Here is a 17,158-nt window from a genome sequence, read left to right as displayed (position 1 = left end):
GGCCCGGCAACGGCCGGATGTCCAGCCCTGAGACCGATCGTCCGCGGAACAGGCGTAGTTTGGAATGGTTATCGATCGACTGGCCCCGTGGGCGCCGGCTCGTCGCCGCCCCAGACCGATCTTCCGTTCCCCGTCCGGCCCCGCGGCCGGCCCAGATCGTGGACGACAGCATGCTCCTCGAAAACAGTCCGCCGGTGCGGGCCGACACCGCGCTCGACATCACCCTGACGATCAACGGGCAGCGCCGGGCGCTCAAGGTCACGCCCTGGACCACGCTGCTCGATCTCCTGCGCGAAAAGCTCGACCTCACCGGCACCAAGAAGGGCTGCGACCACGGCCAGTGCGGCGCCTGCACGGTGCTGGTGAACGGCACCCGGGTGAATGCCTGCCTGACGCTGGCGGTCATGAAGGACGGGGCCGAGATCACCACGGTCGAGGGTCTTGCCGGCCTCGGCGACCGGGGTGGCAGCAACGCGCTCCATCCGATCCAGGAGGCGTTCATCGAGCACGACGCCTTCCAGTGCGGCTACTGCACGCCGGGCCAGCTCTGCTCCTCGGTCGGCCTGATGAACGAGGGCCACGCCCATAGCCGCGAGGAGATCCGCGAGGCGATGAGCGGCAACCTCTGCCGCTGCGGTGCCTACACCAACATCGTCGATGCGATCGAGGACGTGATGCAGGGAGCCGCCCGATGAACCGCTTTGATTATGTCCGCGCCGGCACGGTGGCGGAGGCGGTCCAGGCCTACGGGGCGGGCGCGCGCTTCATCGCGGGCGGCACCAACCTGATCGACCTGATGAAGTACGATGTCGAGAAGCCCGGCCGGCTGATCGACATCACCCGCCTGCCCCTCGACGGCATCGAGGCGCATGAGGGCGGCCTGCGGCTCGGGGCGCTCGCCACCAACGCCAAGGTCGCCTACGACGACCGGGTCGCTGCGCAATACCCGCTGCTGCGCAACGCCATCCTGGCCGGCGCCTCGGCGCAGTTGCGCAACGCCGCCTCCACGGGCGGCAACCTGCTGCAGCGGACCCGCTGCTACTATTTTTACGACACGGCCACGCCCTGCAACAAGCGCGAGCCCGGCACCGGCTGCTCGGCGATCGGCGGCGTCAACCGCATCCACGCGATCTTCGGGGCGAGCGAATCCTGCATCGCCACCCACCCGTCCGACATGTGCATCGCCCTGGCGGCGCTCGAGGCGACAGTCCGGGTGAGCGGGCCGCAGGGCGAGCGGACGATTCCCTTCGCGGATTTCCACCGGCTGCCGGGCGATAGCCCTGAGATCGACACCAACCTCGCCCCCGGCGAGATCATCGTGTCTGTGGACCTGCCGGAGAGCAAGTTCCCGCAGCACTATACCTACCTGAAGCTGCGCGACCGGCTGTCTTACGCCTTCGCGCTGGTCTCGGTGGCGGCGGGCGTCGAACTCGACGGCGACACGATCAAGACCGCCCGGCTGGCGCTCGGCGGCGTCGCCCACAAGCCCTGGCGCAACCGTGAGGCCGAGGCGCTTCTGGAGGGCAAGCCCGCCACCCGCGAGAGCTTCCAGCAGGCGGCCGACCTCATCGTCTCCGAGGCCAAGCCGCAATCGGCCAACGGCTTCAAGATCGACCTCGCCCGGCGGGCCATCGTGCGCGGCCTTGAACAGGCCGCTGCCGGCACGCCCCAGTCGCTCAGCGACAAGCGCATCCAGTAGGCATCCCGATGACCCAGACCTTCAGCTCCACCGGCCACGACACCTTCGTCGGCAGCCCGCGCAGCCGCATCGACGGACCCGCCAAGGTCACCGGCTTGGCCAAATACGCCGGCGAGTTCGCCGCCCCGGACCTCGCCTACGGCACTGTCGTGTCGAGCGCCATCGCCAAGGGCCGGATCGCGGCGATCGACTCCGCCGCCGCCGAGGCGGTGCCGGGCGTCCTCAAGGTGATCACCCACGAGAACCGCCCCCGCACCGCGTGGCGCGACAAGAACTTCCAGGACGCCGTGGCGCCGCCCGGCTCGCCGTTCCGCGCCCTCTATGACGACCTGATCGTGTTCAGCGGCCAGCCGGTCGCCCTGGTGGTAGCCGAGGATTTCGAGACCGCGCGCTACGCCGCCTCGCTGATCCAGGTCCGGTACGAGGCCCAGGAGCCCGAGACCGATCTCCACGCCGTGCGCGGCGACGCCTACGATCCGCCCTACAAGCGCGAGGGCATCAAGCCGCCGCCGGCGCCGTGGGGCGACGCCGACCAGGCCTTCGGCAGCGCGCCGATCCGCGTGCAGGGCGCCTACACGCTGGCCAACGAGCACCACAACCCGATGGAGCCGCACGCCACCACGGTGGTGGTCGAGGAGGACGGGACCTACACGGTCTACGACAAGATCCAGGGCGTCTCGAACAGCCACCAGTATCTCGCCAACGTCTTCGGTCTGAAGCCGGATCAGGTGCGGGTGCTCAACCCCTATCTCGGCGGCGGCTTCGGCTCGGGCCTGCGCCCGCAATACCAGGCCTTCCTGGCGATGCTGGCCGCGCAGGAGCTGAAGCGCTCGGTCCGGGTGACGCTAACCCGCGACCAGATGTGGTCCTTCACCTATCGGGGCGAGGCGCTGCAGACGGTCTCCCTCGGGGCCGAGGCGGACGGCACCCTGACGGCGCTCCGGCACGATGCCGTGCAGGGTACCTCCCAGTTCGAGGATTACCAGGAGGTCATCGTCAACTGGTCGGGGGTGCTCTACCGCTGCGATAACGTCGCCCTGACCTACCGGATCGCCAAGCTCGACACCGCCACCCCGGGCGACATGCGCGCCCCCGGGGCCGTCACCGGCGTCTTCGCCATCGAGACCGCGATGGACGAGCTCGCCTACGCGACCGGGATGGACCCGATCGCGCTGCGGCTGAAGAACTACGCAGAATCGGACGCCACCGCCGAGGGCAAGCCGTTCGGCTCCAAGGAGCTGAAGGCCTGCTTCACCCAGGGCGCCGAGCGCTTCGGCTGGTCCAAGCGCAGCCCCGAGCCGCGCTCGATGCGCGAGGGCCGCGAACTCGTCGGCTGGGGCGTCGCCACGGGCGTCTGGGAATCGATGATGATGCAGTCGAGCGCCATCGCGACGCTGACCGCGGATGGCCGGCTGATGGTCGGCAACTCCACCGGCGATATCGGCACCGGCACCTACACGATCCTGACCCAGATCGCCGCCGACACTTTGGGCCTGCCCATGGAATCGGTCACGACCAAGCTCGGTGACACGCGCTTGCCCGAGGCGCCGGTCGCTGGTGGGTCCTGGACCGCGGCCTCATCCGGCACCGCCGTGATGAAGGCCTGCCGCAATGTCGGCGAGCAGGTGTTCAAGCTGGCCCGCGGCCTGGAGAACTCGCCGCTCGCCAATGTCGATGTCGACCGCGCCGTCTTCGCGGACGGACGCATCTCGGTGGCGGGCGATCCCAGCCGAAGCGTCTCGCTGGTCGAGGTGATGCGGGCCGCCGGCGTCGACAAGGTCGAGGCGGTGGAGCAGGCCGGTCCCGACAAGGACTTCAACGAGACCTACCAGGCCTACACCCACGGGGCGATTTTCGTGGAGGTGAAAGTCGACGAGGAGTTGGGCCAGGTGCGGCTCACCCGGGTGGTCTCGGCGATCGCGGCCGGCAAGATCCTCAACCCGAAGACGGCCCGCAGCCAGATCCTCGGCGGCGTCGTGATGGGGATCGGCTCGGCGCTGGAAGAGGAGTCGATGCTCGACCACCGCTTCGGCCGGTTCATGAACCACAATCTCGGCGAGTATCACGTGCCGGTCCATGCCGACATCTACGACATCGACGTGATCTTCGTGGACGAGGAGGACAAGGCCAATCCGCTGGGCGTGAAGGGCCTCGGCGAGATCGGCATCGTCGGCACCGCGGCGGCGATCACCAACGCGGTGTTCCACGCCACCGGCAAGCGCGTCCGCGACCTGCCGATCACGATCGACAAGCTGCTGTGACGGGCGGCCGATGTTTCCCGTGAAACATTGGCTGCTTTTTTTAACCTCCGCGAGTCCCATCGGAAGGCCCGCCGCACGAGAGTGCTGTGGGCCTTCTGGCTGCTTGGCTGTCGTGCAAACCGCGGCGTCATTCGCAGTCATCGCAGGCGAGCCTGGGATCCAGAAATGCCGACGGCACTGATCCCTGCCGCAATCGCATTTCCGGATCCTTGTTTCCGCTTTGCGTCCCCGGGATGACAGAGAAGGCGGCATCGGCTGGTTTGACCGAGACGGGTATTCGGCGCCTGCCACCGCCTACTCACCATGGATGAGCGCCAGCGCACCGATCCGTTTACCGGTCGGGCGCATCCTGCGGGTCTCTTGCGAAGGAGACCTCCCATGGAATCGGTCTATCGCGGCTTCGAGACCTCGCTGCTCGGTCTCGCTTTCTGTCTCGGTTTGGGCGCCTGCCTCACGCTCGGCACGCCGCCGGCATCGGGCGACGGGTTCGCCGTCACCCTGCCGATGCTCTCCGTGACGCTCACCGGGCCCTGAACCGGGCCGCGTTACGCGGCGCTCTGAGGTGCGCGGAACATGAAGGTGCGCGCCTCGTCGTCCATCTCCGACTTGAAGGTGTGGCGGCCCTTCAGCGCCTCGGCGGCCTGCGCGGCCGGGCGGGCGTTGATCGCGTCGAGGTGGCGCTTGACGTGGGGCAGGGTCGCGAAGGCGTCCTCGCCCAGCACGAACGGCACCATCCGGGCCCAGCCCCACACGGCCATGTCGACGATCGTGTAGGTCTCGCCCAGCACGTAGGCGCGGTCCGCGAGGCGCGTGTTCAGGATGTCCCAGTGGCGGCGCGCCTCGAAGGCGTAGCGCTCGGTGGCGTAGGCGCCGCCGTTGGGGGCGAAGTGGCGGAAATGGACGCATTGGCCGGAGAACGGCCCGATGCCGGTGGCCACGAACATCAGCCAGGACAGCATCTCGCCCCGCACGGGCTCGCCCTCCGGCAGGAACCGGCCGGTCTTGCCGGCGAGGTAGAGCAGGATCGCGTTCGAATCGAACACCGTCACGTCGCCGTCCACGATGGTCGGCACCTTCGCGTTCGGGTTGAGGGCCGTGTAGGCCGGGTCGAATTGCTCGCCCTTGCGCGGATCCACCGGAACCGGCTCGTAGGGCAGGCCCATCTCCTCCAGGCAGAGGGCGACCTTCATCGGGTTGGGGCTGAGATTGTAGAAGAATCGAATCACGGCGCTCTCCCTGACGCATCGCCCCGCGCGGGGCGACCGGCTCTCGGAAAAAGGTGATGCCCATCAAGCGCTTCGCGCGTCGCCTCGGAGACCTGGCCCGGGACGACGGTCGAGCGCTGCCGGACGGTCGTCCGGGGCGCGGGCGCGCGCAAGACGCGGCAGAGCGGGGCGGCTATTCCACCACGATCTTGTAGCTGCGGCCCGGCACCAGCGCGGCGCCGCGCTCCAGCCCGTTGAGGACCAGGAACCGGTCGAGCGCCCGGTCCGGCACCGCCATGCGGCGGGCCAACTCCTCGGCGCTGGTCGATCCGGCCTGGACCACCTGCAGCCGCAGGGGCCGCAGCACCGCCTCCTCGGGGGTGATCGCCCGCAGGCTCGCGACCCAGGGGCGGAAGGCCGGGTCGGGGTCGGTGGCGCCCTTGGCCGCCATGATCATCCGGAAGGCCGTGTCGCCGATCCGGATCGCCCCGAGCCGGAAGGTCCAGTCCTTGCCGCGCGACAGCGCGAAGGCCGCCGGGTGGCCGCCGACCTCGCGGGTCTCGAACCCGGCCGGGTCGAGGGCGTCGTTCCAGCTGCCCCTGAGCGCGACGTCGAGGGGCTGGCCCTCCTTGGCCTCGATCTGGTCGAACAGCAGGCGCCGGTTGCCGTCCGGGGTGGTGCCGAGCACCGCCGAGCGGGTGTTCTCCAGGACGAACCCGTCCGGCACGTCGAAGGCGATGCCGAGCCCGGGATGGACGAAGCGGTGGCCGCGCACCGCGCCGTCGCGCGGGTTGTCGCCATACGGCAGCCCGTCCACCGCCGCGAGGTAATGCGCCCGGTCGTCGGCCCCGATGCCCGGCGCCCCGATCCGGCGCGCCGCCCGGGTGACCTGAGTGACGCGCTCGGCGGTGCCCGGATGGGTCGCCAGCATGTCGGGCTCGCCTGCGGTGCCGCTGCCGGCCTTGAGGTTGGTCGAGCGGTTGAGCGCGGTGAGGAAGCGGCCGGCGGCGAACGGGTCGTAGCCGGCCTTGGCGAGGGTACGGACCCCGGTGGCGTCCGCCTCCAGCTCCTGCTCCCGGGAGAACCGCGCCAGCGCGAAGCGCGACTGATGCTGCAGCTGCGCGCCCGTATCGGGATCGTTCAGCACGTCGGCCACGACCCGGCTGACCAGGGCCGAGCGCAGCTCCAATTCGCTCCGGGCGGTGGCGTGGTTGAGGGTGACGTGCGCCATCTCGTGGGCGAGCACGGCCGCGACCTCGGAGGTGTCGCTCGCCAGCGCCACCAGCCCGCGGGTGACGTAGAGCCGCCCGTTGGGCAGCGCGAAAGCGTTGACCACGGGCGAATCGAGCAGCGTCACCGCGTAGGCCTGGTCCGGGCGCTCGCTGGCCTTCACCAGCCGGTCGGTGACCTCCGTGAGCATCCGCATCACGTTGGGCGCGCGGGCCTCGCCCCCGAACGAGGCCACGAGCTTGAGGTGGTCGGCATCGGCGGCGCGCTCGCGGCCGGTGGTGCGCGGCGCCTCGGCCGGCACCTGGACCACGGCCGGCGTCACCGGACCGGTCGCCTGGTCGGCCACGCAGGCGCCCAGGCCCACAGCCAGAAGCGCCGCCCCGGAACAGGCCGACGCCAGGCCGCGCAAGCGCCGCCTCACCACTCGCATTCGCTCCGTGATCCCGCCCATCGCGATCAGCGCCGCAGCCCTTGTTCCTCCGCCGGCTCGGCCTCGCGCCGATCCGGCTCACCCAGGATCTCGACCGCGTCGGCGTTGGCCTCCAGGGTCGGGCCGCGCCAGACTTCCAGGATGCCGCGGACCCGCACGCGCCGGCCTTCGAGCGAAGGCGCACTCAAACCACGGGCGAGCATCATTCGCCAAGTGCGTTTCGATACCGTGACCGTGAGCCCGTCCTCGCCGCGGGCCACGAAGTCGAGATAGGTGCGCGCGTTGCGCTCGCCGACATGGCGGATGCGGCCCTCCACGACGGCGAAGCGGCCCTCCCGCGCCCGGAGCGCCGGCCCGTCGGCGGCCTGGGGCACCGGATCGCGCCACAGGCCGAGCCGCCTGTCGCGGGCGGACGCCTCCACGGCGCGCAGGGCCGGGCGGCAGAGCGAATCGCGCTCACCGGCATCCGCGAAGGCCAGCCCGGCCGCGATCAGGCCGCCCGCGAGGTCGATGTCGGTGTCGGCCACTTGGATGTCGGCCCGCTCCCGGCCCCAGCGGTCGGGCTGCCCGCGCGGCACCACGACCAGGCTGTCGCCGCGCCGCGTATCGAGCCAGGCGCGCGCGGCCTCGGCGATCTCCGGGGTGTCCGGCCAGTGCAGGGATTCGAGCACGGCGCGGCCGCCCGAGGCGAGACGGATCTCGCCGCGCGGCCCGATCCCGTCGAGGATCTCGGTTCGCGCCGGTCCCGGCCGACACTCCGCCGGCGCGGCGAGACACGGCGCGGCAAAGCCCGCGGCCGCGAGGATCGGCACCGCCATCGCGCGGGCCGCCCGGCCCCGTCGCCCGCCCGCCGGCCCGTCGCCTGTCCGGATCATCGAACCCCCCCCCGGCCGATCATGCCCCGGATCGCGCGCGCGCACACCGCGCGGTTGGCCTGTCCGGGGGTTGATGCTATGGGGATTCTGGTCGTCTCCGTAGCTCAGCTGGACAGAGCACAGGTTTCCTAAACGGTCACAATTGGGCGTCGCGTCGGGAAACTGCGCGGCGGATCCGCTCAAAGTCGGGGAAAGCTCCCGGCGCCGGCATGCCGGCGTCCTGCCGATCCCGAGCCAAGCCCGCCCGACGCCTCGGCGCCAGCGGGAAGGTGTAGAGACTAGACGGGCGGCACCTAACGGCCGGGCGCAAGCCGGGCCCATGGTGAAGGGATAGTCCAGGCCACGAACGCGGCCCGCAGGGGCGGCGGCGGCGAAAGCCGAAGTGGTATGAAACCTGGGGTCGCAGGTTCGAGCCCTGCCGGGGACACCAGAACTCAGTCCGTCGACGGGAATCGGCGCCGCGGCAAAACATTTACCGCGATGGTCACCCGCCGGTGACACGGCCTCGCTATGCGGTTAAGCTTCGCCGCCCGAAAATCGCGGCAGGAGTGGGCAAGTTCTACATGGCGGGTCAGAAAACCGATCAGCGTGACGTGTATGTCGGTCAACGCATCGCCGAGCAGCGCCGCAAGGCATCGCTGACGCAGCGTCGCGTCGCGCAGAGCTTCGGGATGTCGGCGGCGCAGCTGCAGAAGTACGAGAAGGGCACCAACCGGATCAGTGCCGTCCATCTCGACATCTTCTCCCGGATGACCGGGGTGCCGATGGATTACTTCTTCAAGGGCATGCCGCGGAACGACGACTTCACCGCGCCGGGCTTCTCCGAGCCGGATCAGACGCCCCTGTCGGCGGAGGACGGGCTTCAAGGCCTGGCTGAGGTCGTGGGCCGCCACATCACCGAGCATTTCTCCGAGGAAGCCCGCCGGGACGTCGCCGCCGCGATCCGGGCCCTGGACCACAAGCTCAACGGCTGAATGCTGAGTTGTGCCGAGGACGGGCGTTTTTTCACCCGTTTCGTACGTTATAGCGGATCCGTTCGGCGATCCGGGTTGACCGTCATCCGGCCCGGTGCGAGAACCCCGACCCCATAGAGGGTCGAACGCCGCGATCGCGACGGCGTACCCGTGCTCGGGATCCGTCCACATGCCGCGTTCCAACTACCTGTTCACCAGCGAGTCGGTGTCCGAAGGCCATCCCGACAAGGTCAGCGACCGGATCTCCGATACGGTGGTGGATGCCTATATCGCGGCGATGCCGGAGGCACGGCTCGGGGTCGAGACCCTCACCACCACGAACCGCGTCGTGATCGCGGGCGAGGTGCGCGGTCCGGATTCCGTGACCTTCAAGGATCTCGAGGAGCTGACCCGCCAGGCCGTGAAGGAGATCGGCTACGAGCAGGACGGCTTCCACTGGAAGAACAACGAGGTCGCGATCTACCTGCACGCCCAGTCCGCCGACATCGCGCAGGGCGTGGACGCGGCCGGCAACAAGGACGAGGGCGCGGGCGACCAGGGCATCATGTTCGGCTACGCCGCCGACGAGACCCCGGAGCTGATGCCGGCGCCGCTGTTCTACGCGCACAAGATCCTCAAGGACCTCGCCGACGCCCGCAAGAAGGGTGAGGGCGATGCCGGCAAGCTCGGCCCCGACGCCAAGAGCCAGGTCACGGTCCGCTACGAGAACGGCCGCCCGGTCGAGGCGACCCAGATCGTGCTCTCCACCCAGCACCTCGACGAGTCCCTGGACTCGGCCGACGTGCGCGCCATCGTCGAGCCCTACATCCGGGCGGCCCTGCCGCAGGGCTGGATCAACGAGGGCACCGTCTGGCACGTCAACCCGACCGGCAAGTTCGTGATCGGCGGCCCCGACGGCGATTGCGGCCTGACCGGCCGCAAGATCATCGTCGACACCTACGGCGGCGCGGCCCCCCATGGCGGCGGCGCCTTCTCGGGCAAGGATCCGACGAAGGTCGACCGCTCGGCGGCCTATGCCGCCCGCTACCTCGCCAAGAACGTCGTCGCGGCCGGCCTGGCCCATCGCGCCACGATCCAGCTCGCCTACGCGATCGGCGTCTCGAAGCCGCTGTCGATCTACGTGGACCTGCACGGCACCGGCCAGGTCGACGAGGCCAAGCTCGAGGCCGTCCTGATGGACGCCATGGACCTGTCGCCCCGCGGCATCCGCACGGCGCTCGGCCTGAACAAGCCGATCTACGCGCGCACCGCCGCCTACGGCCATTTCGGCCGCGCACCGGAGGCCGATGGCGGCTTCTCCTGGGAGCGGACCGACCTCGCCCAGAAGCTGAAGTCGGCCCTGTCGTAAGGCGGCCCGCGCTCCAGCGCCGAACGACCCGCCAGCGCGTCGTCCCCGATTCGGGACGGCGCGCTGGCGTTTTTTTGAGTCCCGGTTTCAAAAGGTCTTGGACCTTTTGCGGGAGCGGGGCAGAGCCCTGCCTCGGGGCCGCGAGCCCTCTGGAAACCCGTCCTTGCCCGTGTGCGGACGACGCGTTGGTAGCCGATGTCTGACCTGAACGGACGACCCGGTCGCGAGGCCGAGGAGCCGGAGCGCGCCTTCTTCGGGCGGCGCAAGGGCAAGCGCCTGCGCGGCCTGCAGGAGCGGCGCCTCACCGAATTGCTCCCGGCGCTGCGCGTCGATCTCCCGCCGGACGACCGGTCGCTCGATCCGCGCACGCTGTTCCCGGCGCTCGACGGCGCGCCGGAGGCGGTCTGGCTGGAGATCGGGTTCGGCGGCGGCGAGCACCTCGCCGCCCAGGCCGAGGCCCATCCCGGGACCGGGATCATCGGGGCCGAGCCGTTCGTCAACGGCGTGGTCAAGCTGCTGGCCGCGATCGAGGCGCGGGGCCTGCGCAACGTCCGCATCCGCGACGAGGACGTGACCGCCCTGCTGGCGCGCCTGCCGGATGCCTGCCTGGATCGGGTCTACCTGCTCTATCCCGATCCCTGGCCGAAGCGCCGGCAGCGCAAGCGCCGCTTCGTCTCGGATGCCTCGCTCGCCGAGATCGGCCGGGTCCTCAAGGATGGCGGCCTGTTCCGCTTCGCCAGCGACATCGACGATTATGCCGGCTGGACCCTGGTCCGGGCCGCCCGCTGCCCGGTCCTGACCTGGACGGCGCGGCAGGCCGGCGACTGGACCCAGCCCTTCCCGGGCTGGCCCGGAACCCGCTACGAGGCGAAGGCGCTGGCAGCGGGCCGGCGCCCGACATATCTGGAATTCGTGCGCCGTCCGCGCTGAGCGGCCGGCGCCGGGGTGCCCGCGCGGTCCCAGCGCGCCCGCATCCCGTCCGGTTTCGCACGGACGGGTCGCCGCATCGGAGCGGGACGCCTTGCAACGGTCACGCTCGGGCGCCATCCTGAGTTGCCTTCGCGGTCCGGACCGCGGCAGGGGGGCATCTCGTGCGGGAGCGCGCCGCGGCGCGTTCGAGGGTTTTTCCGAGTGGACGAGAGCGTGGGTCAAGACCCGGCGGCGGACGACCCGTATCGCGCGGGCTTCGACGATGCCGCGATCGGCCTCGTCGTGCTGTCGGCGGACGAGGCGGCGATCGTGGCCGCCAACCGCGTCCTGCACGACCTGCTCGGTTGGGCTCCGGGCCAGCTGGCCGGACGCGCGACCGCGGATCTCCTGGCAGACCGGCCCGAGGGGCTTGGCGACGGCATCCAGGCCTGGCGCCGGGCGGACGGAACCGTGCTGGACGTGCGGGTGCGGCGCTCCGGCCGGACCCTGGTGGTCGAGGCCGTGGATGCGGACGCGGCCGCCCATTCCGAGGCCAACCGCGAGGCCCTGGAGACCGCCGGCCTCGGCGAGTGGCGCTGGGACCGGGCGACCGGCCTCCTGACCCTGTCGCGCCGGGCCGCCCGGATCCTGGGGCGCCAGCCCGGGCGCTCCGTGCCGTGGGACGAGCTCAAGAGCGGCCTGTCCGACCCCGAGCTCGCCCGCCTGGCCGCGACCGTCACCGAGGCGTGCCGGGCCGGGCAGTCCTACCATTTCGATACGCCGGTGACCGTCGCCGGGCGCACCGTGATCCTGCGGGTGCGGGGCCAGGCCGTGCCGGGCCGCGACGGCGAGCCCGCCAGCATGGTCGGCGTCGTCCAGGACATCACCACCCGGGTCGAGGCCCGGGACGAGATCCTGTCGCGGGATCAGCGCCTGCGGGTGGCGACCACCATCGCCAAGCTCGGCATCTTCGAGTGGCATATGCTCGAGGACCAGGCGATCTGGGAAAACGAGCACATGTACGAGATCTTCGGGCACGCCCCCGAGGACGGCACCATCGGCAAGAACGAGTTCCTCAACGACATCCTCCACCCGGACGACCGCGCCGCGGTCCGCCACGCGATCTCGAAGGCGCTGCGCGAGGACGGGATCCTGCAGATCGGCGGCCGGATCCGGCGGAAATCCGACGGGGCCTGGCGCACCATCGACATGGCCGGCCGGTTCGAGCGGGACGCGCCCAGCCGCCTGCCGCGCCGCCTGATCGGCGTGGTCGCCGACGTGACCGACCGGCGGATCGCCGAGGAGCGGCAGAGCCTGCTGATCCGCGAGCTGCACCACCGGGTGAAGAACACGCTCGCCACCGTGCAGGCGATCGTGGGCTCCACGGCCCGCACGGCCTCCAGCATCGAGGATTTCTACGAGGCCTTCGTCGGGCGGATCAAATCCCTCGCCCACACCCATGCTGTGCTCACCGAGGATACCTGGCAGACCGCCTCGCTGGCCAACCTCCTGCTCAGCGAGCTGAAGCCCTACGCGGAGGTCTCGGTCGAGGGCGGCGCCGAAGGGCGGATCAGCCTCGAAGGGCCGCCGATCGACCTGCCCTCCGAGATCGCGGTGCCGATCGGCATGGCGATCCACGAGCTCACCACCAACGCGGCGAAATACGGGGCGCTCTCGAACCGCACCGGGCGGGTCGCGGTGACCTGGTCCCTGGAGGCCGGGGGCGCGGCCGGGATCCTGCGCTTCCACTGGCGCGAATCGGGCGGCCCGCCGGTCAGGCCGCCGAGCCGCCAGGGCTTCGGCTCGCGCCTGCTGCAGCGGGTGCTCATCACCCAGGTCCAGGCCGAGGTCGAGACCGATTACGACCCCGAGGGGTTCTCGCTGACCATGCGGGCGCCGATCCCGCCGCGCAACGACAGCCTCAACCCGCTGGCCTGACGGGGCGCCCCGTCAGGCGGCGCCACGCGTCCCGGATTCGCCGCCGCCGTCGACGAACGCCTTCAGCTCGTCCAACGACGCGAAGGTGAACCGGCCCTGCGGCGTCTCCGCCTCGATCGAGCCGTCCTCGAACATCACGTAGGTGTTGCCGCCGGAGGCGTAGCGCCCGACCACGGTGCGGGTGTCCGGCTTCGGTTCGGGCTCGGGTTCCGGCGCCGCGTCGAGACTCGGGCGCAGGGCGGGAGGCTCCGAGGGCGGGGCCGGCTGCGGGGGCGCTTCGGGGGCGGCGAACAGGTCGTCCTCCGGGCTGCGCTCGGCCGCGAGGGCCGGGGCTGCCTCCGGGGCGGGCCGATGGGGCGGCTCCGGCTCCACGATCGGGGCGGCGGGAAAGGCCTGGATCGGGAAGTCCGATTCGACCGGGGCCGGCCTCTGCGCCTCGGCCGCCCTGGGGGGCTCGACCGGGGTGGACGGGGTGTCGTCGAGCAGGCGCAGATTGGGTTCGATCCGCGGCCGCTCGGGGTCGAAGGGCGGCTCGACGATCGGCGGCACGATGAAGGCGGGGGCGGCCGGCAGCACCGGCGGCAGCCGCGGTGCGCTCTCGGTGACCGGGCCGGCCTCGGCCGGGGCCAGCGCCGGGCGCTGGCCGATCACCCGCTCCAGCCGGCGGAACACGAGGGCGAGGACGCCGATCCCGAACAGCACGGCGCCCGACGAGGCCGCGACCGAACCCGCGATCACCATCGCGAGGCCGCTCTCCAGACGCACATAGGGGAAGCCCTGGATCACGGCGGCGCAGCCCCCGATGGCCATGGCGGCAGCGAGCGCGAACAGCGCAGCGATCATGTTACTCTCGAGACACGGGCCGGCTAACCGCCGGCGCTTAAGGCGTGGCGCACAGTAAGGCCTTGCCGTCATATTGCAAAACCCGGCGGTGAGATTGCTCGGGATACCGGTTCTTGCAGGTTGTCGGGCCGGGCGTCCGGGGCTTCCCCGCCCGGCTGCGGGCCGTCCCCGGAAGTTTGCACCAAGCCTGGCCGGAACGGCGTTGCCGTCGCGCGGGCACCGACTTACCTAGCGGGTCGTGACCCGGACGCCCCCGCCGGGGACGAGGCCGCCCAAGGCTGAAGCGCGCCGCTGTTTCCCGTGAAACACGGCCTGCTCCAGCCCCTTGTTATCGCATGATGATCCCGGAAAGCCGGATCCGGCTTGTCCGCATCGTGCTCAAAGCGGAGACAGAGCCAATGACCTTCACCCTGCCGGAACTGCCCTACGCCTACGACGCGCTCGGGCCGTACATGTCGAAGGAAACCCTCGAGTTTCACCACGACAAGCACCACAAGGCCTATGTCGATACCGGTAACAAGCTGCTCGAGGGCACGGATCTCCAGGGCAAGAGCGTCGAGGAGATCGTCAAGGCGGCCTACAACACGAATCAGCCGCTCTTCAACAATGCCGGCCAGCACTACAACCACATCCATTTCTGGCAGTGGATGAAGCCCAATGGCGGCGGCGCCATCCCCGGCGCGATCGCCAAGAAGATCGACGAGGACCTCGGCGGCGCCGAGAAGTTCAAGGCGGACTTCATCCAGGCGGGCGTCAGCCAGTTCGGCTCCGGCTGGGCCTGGCTCGCCGTGAAGGACGGCAAGCTCGCGATCCTGAAGACCCCCAACGGCGAGAACCCGCTGGTTCACGGCGCCAAGCCGATCCTGGGCGTCGACGTGTGGGAGCACTCCTACTACATCGATTACCGCAACCGTCGCCCCGACTACCTCAAGGCGTTCATCGAGAACCTGGTGAACTGGGAGCACGTCGAGAAGATGTACGGCGAAGCGACCGCCTGATCCGGTCATGAGGGGCGCTGCGGGCCGATCGTGTCCGCAGCGCCCTTGAGATGCCGGGCAAAAGCGGCTCTTGATGCGGCCCCCCGGGCTCAGCAGGGCAGGCCGCCATTCTTTCCTCGTTTCCCGACCCCATGATCCCGCAGCGGGCGGATCCATGATCCGCTCCATCCTCTCGGTGGGCGGCTGGACCCTGGTCTCCCGCGTCACCGGCTTCGCCCGGGACGTGGTGATGGCCGCCGTGATGGGCGCGGGGCCCATGGCCGACGCCTTCGTGGTCGCGTTCCGGCTGCCGAACCATTTCCGCGCGATCTTCGGCGAGGGCGCGTTCAACACCGCCTTCGTGCCGGCCTATGCCGGGCTCGCCGAGACGGGCAGCTCCGGCGAGGCGCACCACTTCGCCGATCGCGTCTTCACCCTGATGCTGATCGTGCAGCTCGTGCTGCTGAACCTCGCCCTGCCGGCGATGCCCTGGGTGGTGCACGCCCTGGCGCCGGGCTTCGCCGCGGACGGCGAGCGCTTCCAGCTCGCGGTGGCGCTGACCCGGATCACCTTCCCGTACCTGCTGTTCATGACCCTGGTGACGCTGCTGTCGGGCATCCTCAACGCCCACCGGCACTTCGCCGTGGCGGCCGGAGCGCCGGTGCTGCTCAACCTCGCCATGCTGGCGGCCCTGTCGCTGAGCTTCCTGTTCCCCAACGCCGCCTACGCGGCCGCCTGGGGCGTCGCGGTCTCGGGCGTGCTGCAATTCGGCCTGCTGTGGTGGGGCTGCCGCCGGGCCCGGGTGATGCCCGACCTCGCCGTGCCGCGCTCGGATCCGGCGCTGAAGCGGTTCTTCGTGGTGCTGGGGCCCGCGGTGATCGGATCGGCCGGGTTCCAGATCGCGGCCTTCGCCGACACGATCATCGCGAGCTGGCTGCCCACCGGGGCGGTCTCGGCCCTGTACTACGCCGACCGGCTCTACCAGCTGCCCTTCGGGGTGATCGCCATCGCGGCCGGCACCGTGCTCCTGCCGGAGATGAGCCGGCGGATCGCCTCCGGCGACGTGGCCGGCGCGCATGCGGCGCAGAACCGGGCGGCGGGGTTCTCCCTCGCCCTGTCGGCGCCGTTCACGGTGGCGTTCCTGACCATCCCGGGCCTGATCATGGCGGCCCTGTTCCAGCGCGGCGCCTTCAGCGCCGAGGACGCGTCCCGGGCCGCCTCGGTGCTGGCCGCCTACGGGCTCGCCCTCCCGGCCGTGGTGCTGGTGCGCAGCGCGGTGGCGAGCTTCTATGCCCGGCAGGACACCAAGACCCCGCTCTGGGCGTCGCTGACCGCGATCGGCGTCAACGTCGCGCTGAAGCTCTGGCTCACCGGGCCCTACGGCGTCACCGGCCTGGCGCTGGCGACGGCGGTCAGCCAGTGGGTGAACCTGCTGATCCTCGTCGTCCTGGCCAAGCGCCGCGGCTGGACGGCGCCGGGCCGCACCCTCGGCCTCACGGTCCTGGGCGTCGGGCTCGCCTGCCTCGCGCTGGCGGGCGTGGCCGTCTACGGGCAGGGGCTCGCCGAGGCGCTGGTCCCGGCCCTGTCGCACGGGCGCGAGATCGCCGTCCTGGTGGTGCTGGGCCTCGCCGGGGCCGCGATCTATGGCGGGCTCCTGGCCGGCCTGCTGCACCTGTTCGGCCTGCGCCTGCGCCGGGCCTGACAAACACCGTCCCATCGAGCCGGGCTCGCCGCCGCGCCTTCGAGTCCCAGATCGCTCGTGAAGGCCAATGAGGAACGCCATGACCGACGCCAAGGATCTGCTCGCGGGCGTGAGGGCCGTTGTCTTCGACGCCTACGGCACGCTGTTCGACGTGAACGCCGCGGTCCAGCGCTACGCCGACGCGGTCGGGCCGGATGCCGACCATCTCTCCGAGGTCTGGCGCAACAAGCAGCTGGAATACAGCTGGACCCTGTCTCTGATGGGCCGCTACGCCGCCTTCTGGGACCTCACCGTGCGCGCCCTCGATTATGCCCTGGCGGTCCATCCGGGCGTGGACCCGGCCCTGCGCGAGCGGCTGCTCGACGCCTATCGCGACCTCGATGCCTATCCGGAGGTGCCGGAGGTGCTGGCGTCCCTGCGCAAGCGCGGCCTGCGCACTGCGGTGCTGACCAACGGCAACGCCGCGATGGTCGACCGGGCCGTGGCCTCGGCGGGGCTCGCCGACCATCTCGACGCCGTGCTCTCGGTGGACGACGCGCAGGTGTTCAAGACCCATCCCGACGCCTACCGGATCGCGCTGCTCCGGCTCGCGGTCGGGGAGGCGGACGTGCTGTTCTGCTCCTCCAACCGCTGGGACGTGGCCGGTGCCCACGCGTTCGGGTTCCGGACCGCCTGGGTGAACCGCCGGGGGCTGCCGGACGAGTATGCGGATCTCGCTCCCACAAGCGTGATCGGGTCCCTCGACGGACTGCTCTGAACCCGCGCAT

General features: G+C 70.7%; 15 protein-coding genes. 11 read left to right on the top strand and 4 right to left on the bottom strand.

Annotated elements, in window-relative coordinates; all coding sequences use genetic code 11:
* The first annotated feature begins 170 nt into the window (after positions 1–170).
* The 4 genes from BMZ47_RS09640 to BMZ47_RS28515 all read left to right on the top strand — a co-directional run bounded on the left by BMZ47_RS09640 (position 171) and on the right by BMZ47_RS28515 (position 4,494).
* Positions 171–695 (top strand): (2Fe-2S)-binding protein, encoded by a 525-nt coding sequence (locus BMZ47_RS09640; RefSeq protein ID WP_091861208.1) that lies wholly within the window; start codon positions 171–173, stop codon positions 693–695.
* Entirely contained in the window at positions 692–1,699 is a 1,008-nt protein-coding gene (locus BMZ47_RS09635; protein ID WP_091861205.1) for an FAD binding domain-containing protein, read from the top strand. Before BMZ47_RS09640 ends, BMZ47_RS09635 begins: the two co-directional genes overlap by 4 nt.
* An 8-nt stretch (positions 1,700–1,707) precedes the next feature.
* Positions 1,708–3,960 (top strand): xanthine dehydrogenase family protein molybdopterin-binding subunit, encoded by a 2,253-nt coding sequence (locus BMZ47_RS09630; RefSeq protein ID WP_091861201.1) that lies wholly within the window; start codon positions 1,708–1,710, stop codon positions 3,958–3,960.
* Positions 3,961–4,338: 378 nt separating this feature from the next.
* Positions 4,339–4,494: a hypothetical protein gene (locus BMZ47_RS28515; protein ID WP_007567661.1), complete on the top strand. Its 156-nt coding sequence runs from the start codon at positions 4,339–4,341 to the stop codon at positions 4,492–4,494.
* Positions 4,495–4,505: 11 nt separating this feature from the next.
* On the opposite strand, the gene BMZ47_RS09625 is transcribed toward BMZ47_RS28515, so the two are convergent.
* The 3 genes from BMZ47_RS09625 to BMZ47_RS09615 all read right to left on the bottom strand — a co-directional run bounded on the left by BMZ47_RS09625 (position 4,506) and on the right by BMZ47_RS09615 (position 7,700).
* Entirely contained in the window at positions 4,506–5,186 is a 681-nt protein-coding gene (locus BMZ47_RS09625; protein WP_091861198.1) for a glutathione S-transferase family protein, read from the bottom strand.
* A gap of 172 nt (positions 5,187–5,358) precedes the next feature.
* Positions 5,359–6,846, bottom strand: a complete 1,488-nt coding sequence (locus BMZ47_RS09620; protein WP_091861195.1) for a M48 family metalloprotease — start codon at positions 6,844–6,846, stop codon at positions 5,359–5,361.
* A gap of 5 nt (positions 6,847–6,851) precedes the next feature.
* On the bottom strand, positions 6,852–7,700 hold the full coding sequence (locus BMZ47_RS09615; RefSeq protein ID WP_091861192.1) for a thermonuclease family protein: 849 nt from the start codon (positions 7,698–7,700) through the stop codon (positions 6,852–6,854).
* Between the two features lie 563 nt (positions 7,701–8,263).
* Here BMZ47_RS09615 and BMZ47_RS09610 point away from each other — a divergent pair.
* The 4 genes from BMZ47_RS09610 (at position 8,264) to BMZ47_RS09595 (ending at position 12,869) form a co-directional block, all read left to right on the top strand.
* On the top strand, positions 8,264–8,674 hold the full coding sequence (locus tag BMZ47_RS09610) for a helix-turn-helix domain-containing protein (protein WP_007567652.1): 411 nt from the start codon (positions 8,264–8,266) through the stop codon (positions 8,672–8,674).
* 169 nt (positions 8,675–8,843) lie between these two features.
* Positions 8,844–10,022, top strand: coding sequence for a methionine adenosyltransferase (metK, locus tag BMZ47_RS09605; protein WP_007567650.1), 1,179 nt, complete (start codon positions 8,844–8,846; stop codon positions 10,020–10,022).
* A 195-nt stretch (positions 10,023–10,217) separates the two neighbouring features.
* Positions 10,218–10,952 carry a tRNA (guanine(46)-N(7))-methyltransferase TrmB gene (gene trmB / locus BMZ47_RS09600; protein WP_091861189.1) on the top strand — a complete coding sequence of 245 codons (735 nt, stop codon included), beginning with the start codon at positions 10,218–10,220 and terminating at the stop codon, positions 10,950–10,952.
* Positions 10,953–11,153: 201 nt separating this feature from the next.
* Positions 11,154–12,869 carry a sensor histidine kinase gene (locus BMZ47_RS09595; RefSeq protein ID WP_091861186.1) on the top strand — a complete coding sequence of 572 codons (1,716 nt, stop codon included), beginning with the start codon at positions 11,154–11,156 and terminating at the stop codon, positions 12,867–12,869.
* A gap of 12 nt (positions 12,870–12,881) precedes the next feature.
* Here the strand turns inward: BMZ47_RS09595 and BMZ47_RS09590 are convergent, their stop codons facing one another.
* Positions 12,882–13,712 carry a hypothetical protein gene (locus BMZ47_RS09590; protein ID WP_091861183.1) on the bottom strand — a complete coding sequence of 277 codons (831 nt, stop codon included), beginning with the start codon at positions 13,710–13,712 and terminating at the stop codon, positions 12,882–12,884.
* 398 nt (positions 13,713–14,110) lie between these two features.
* On the opposite strand from BMZ47_RS09590, the gene BMZ47_RS09585 reads away from it, so the two are divergent.
* From BMZ47_RS09585 to BMZ47_RS09575, 3 genes are all read left to right on the top strand, one after another.
* Entirely contained in the window at positions 14,111–14,710 is a 600-nt protein-coding gene (locus BMZ47_RS09585) for a superoxide dismutase (protein ID WP_007567646.1), read from the top strand.
* Between the two features lie 154 nt (positions 14,711–14,864).
* Entirely contained in the window at positions 14,865–16,391 is a 1,527-nt protein-coding gene (gene murJ, locus BMZ47_RS09580) for a murein biosynthesis integral membrane protein MurJ (RefSeq protein WP_091861180.1), read from the top strand.
* 79 nt (positions 16,392–16,470) lie between these two features.
* Complete coding sequence (locus tag BMZ47_RS09575; protein WP_007567644.1) at positions 16,471–17,148, top strand: haloacid dehalogenase type II; 678 nt, start codon at positions 16,471–16,473, stop codon at positions 17,146–17,148.
* The last annotated feature ends 10 nt before the right edge of the window (positions 17,149–17,158 follow it).

The sequence above is a fragment of the Methylobacterium brachiatum genome (assembly GCF_900113845.1).
GTDB classification, from domain to species: domain Bacteria; phylum Pseudomonadota; class Alphaproteobacteria; order Rhizobiales; family Beijerinckiaceae; genus Methylobacterium; species Methylobacterium brachiatum.
Note: the sequence above shows the minus strand (reverse complement) of the source record. Positions and strands in the feature narration are given on the sequence as shown.

Excerpts from the sequence above, each read along its gene's own strand:
- BMZ47_RS09630 (WP_091861201.1), top strand. The coding sequence starts at position 1,708 with ATGACCCAGACCTTCAGCTCCACCGGCCACGACACCTTCGTCGGCAGC.
- murJ (WP_091861180.1), top strand. The coding sequence starts at position 14,865 with ATGATCCGCTCCATCCTCTCGGTGGGCGGCTGGACCCTGGTCTCCCGC.
- metK (WP_007567650.1), top strand. The coding sequence starts at position 8,844 with ATGCCGCGTTCCAACTACCTGTTCACCAGCGAGTCGGTGTCCGAAGGC.
- BMZ47_RS09590 (WP_091861183.1), bottom strand. The coding sequence starts at position 13,712 with ATGATCGCTGCGCTGTTCGCGCTCGCTGCCGCCATGGCCATCGGGGGC.
- BMZ47_RS09615 (WP_091861192.1), bottom strand. The coding sequence starts at position 7,700 with ATGATCCGGACAGGCGACGGGCCGGCGGGCGGGCGACGGGGCCGGGCG.
- BMZ47_RS09620 (WP_091861195.1), bottom strand. The coding sequence starts at position 6,846 with ATGGGCGGGATCACGGAGCGAATGCGAGTGGTGAGGCGGCGCTTGCGC.
- BMZ47_RS09585 (WP_007567646.1), top strand. The coding sequence starts at position 14,111 with ATGACCTTCACCCTGCCGGAACTGCCCTACGCCTACGACGCGCTCGGG.
- BMZ47_RS09575 (WP_007567644.1), top strand. The coding sequence starts at position 16,471 with ATGACCGACGCCAAGGATCTGCTCGCGGGCGTGAGGGCCGTTGTCTTC.
- BMZ47_RS28515 (WP_007567661.1), top strand. The coding sequence starts at position 4,339 with ATGGAATCGGTCTATCGCGGCTTCGAGACCTCGCTGCTCGGTCTCGCT.
- BMZ47_RS09635 (WP_091861205.1), top strand. The coding sequence starts at position 692 with ATGAACCGCTTTGATTATGTCCGCGCCGGCACGGTGGCGGAGGCGGTC.
- BMZ47_RS09610 (WP_007567652.1), top strand. The coding sequence starts at position 8,264 with ATGGCGGGTCAGAAAACCGATCAGCGTGACGTGTATGTCGGTCAACGC.
- trmB (WP_091861189.1), top strand. The coding sequence starts at position 10,218 with ATGTCTGACCTGAACGGACGACCCGGTCGCGAGGCCGAGGAGCCGGAG.
- BMZ47_RS09640 (WP_091861208.1), top strand. The coding sequence starts at position 171 with ATGCTCCTCGAAAACAGTCCGCCGGTGCGGGCCGACACCGCGCTCGAC.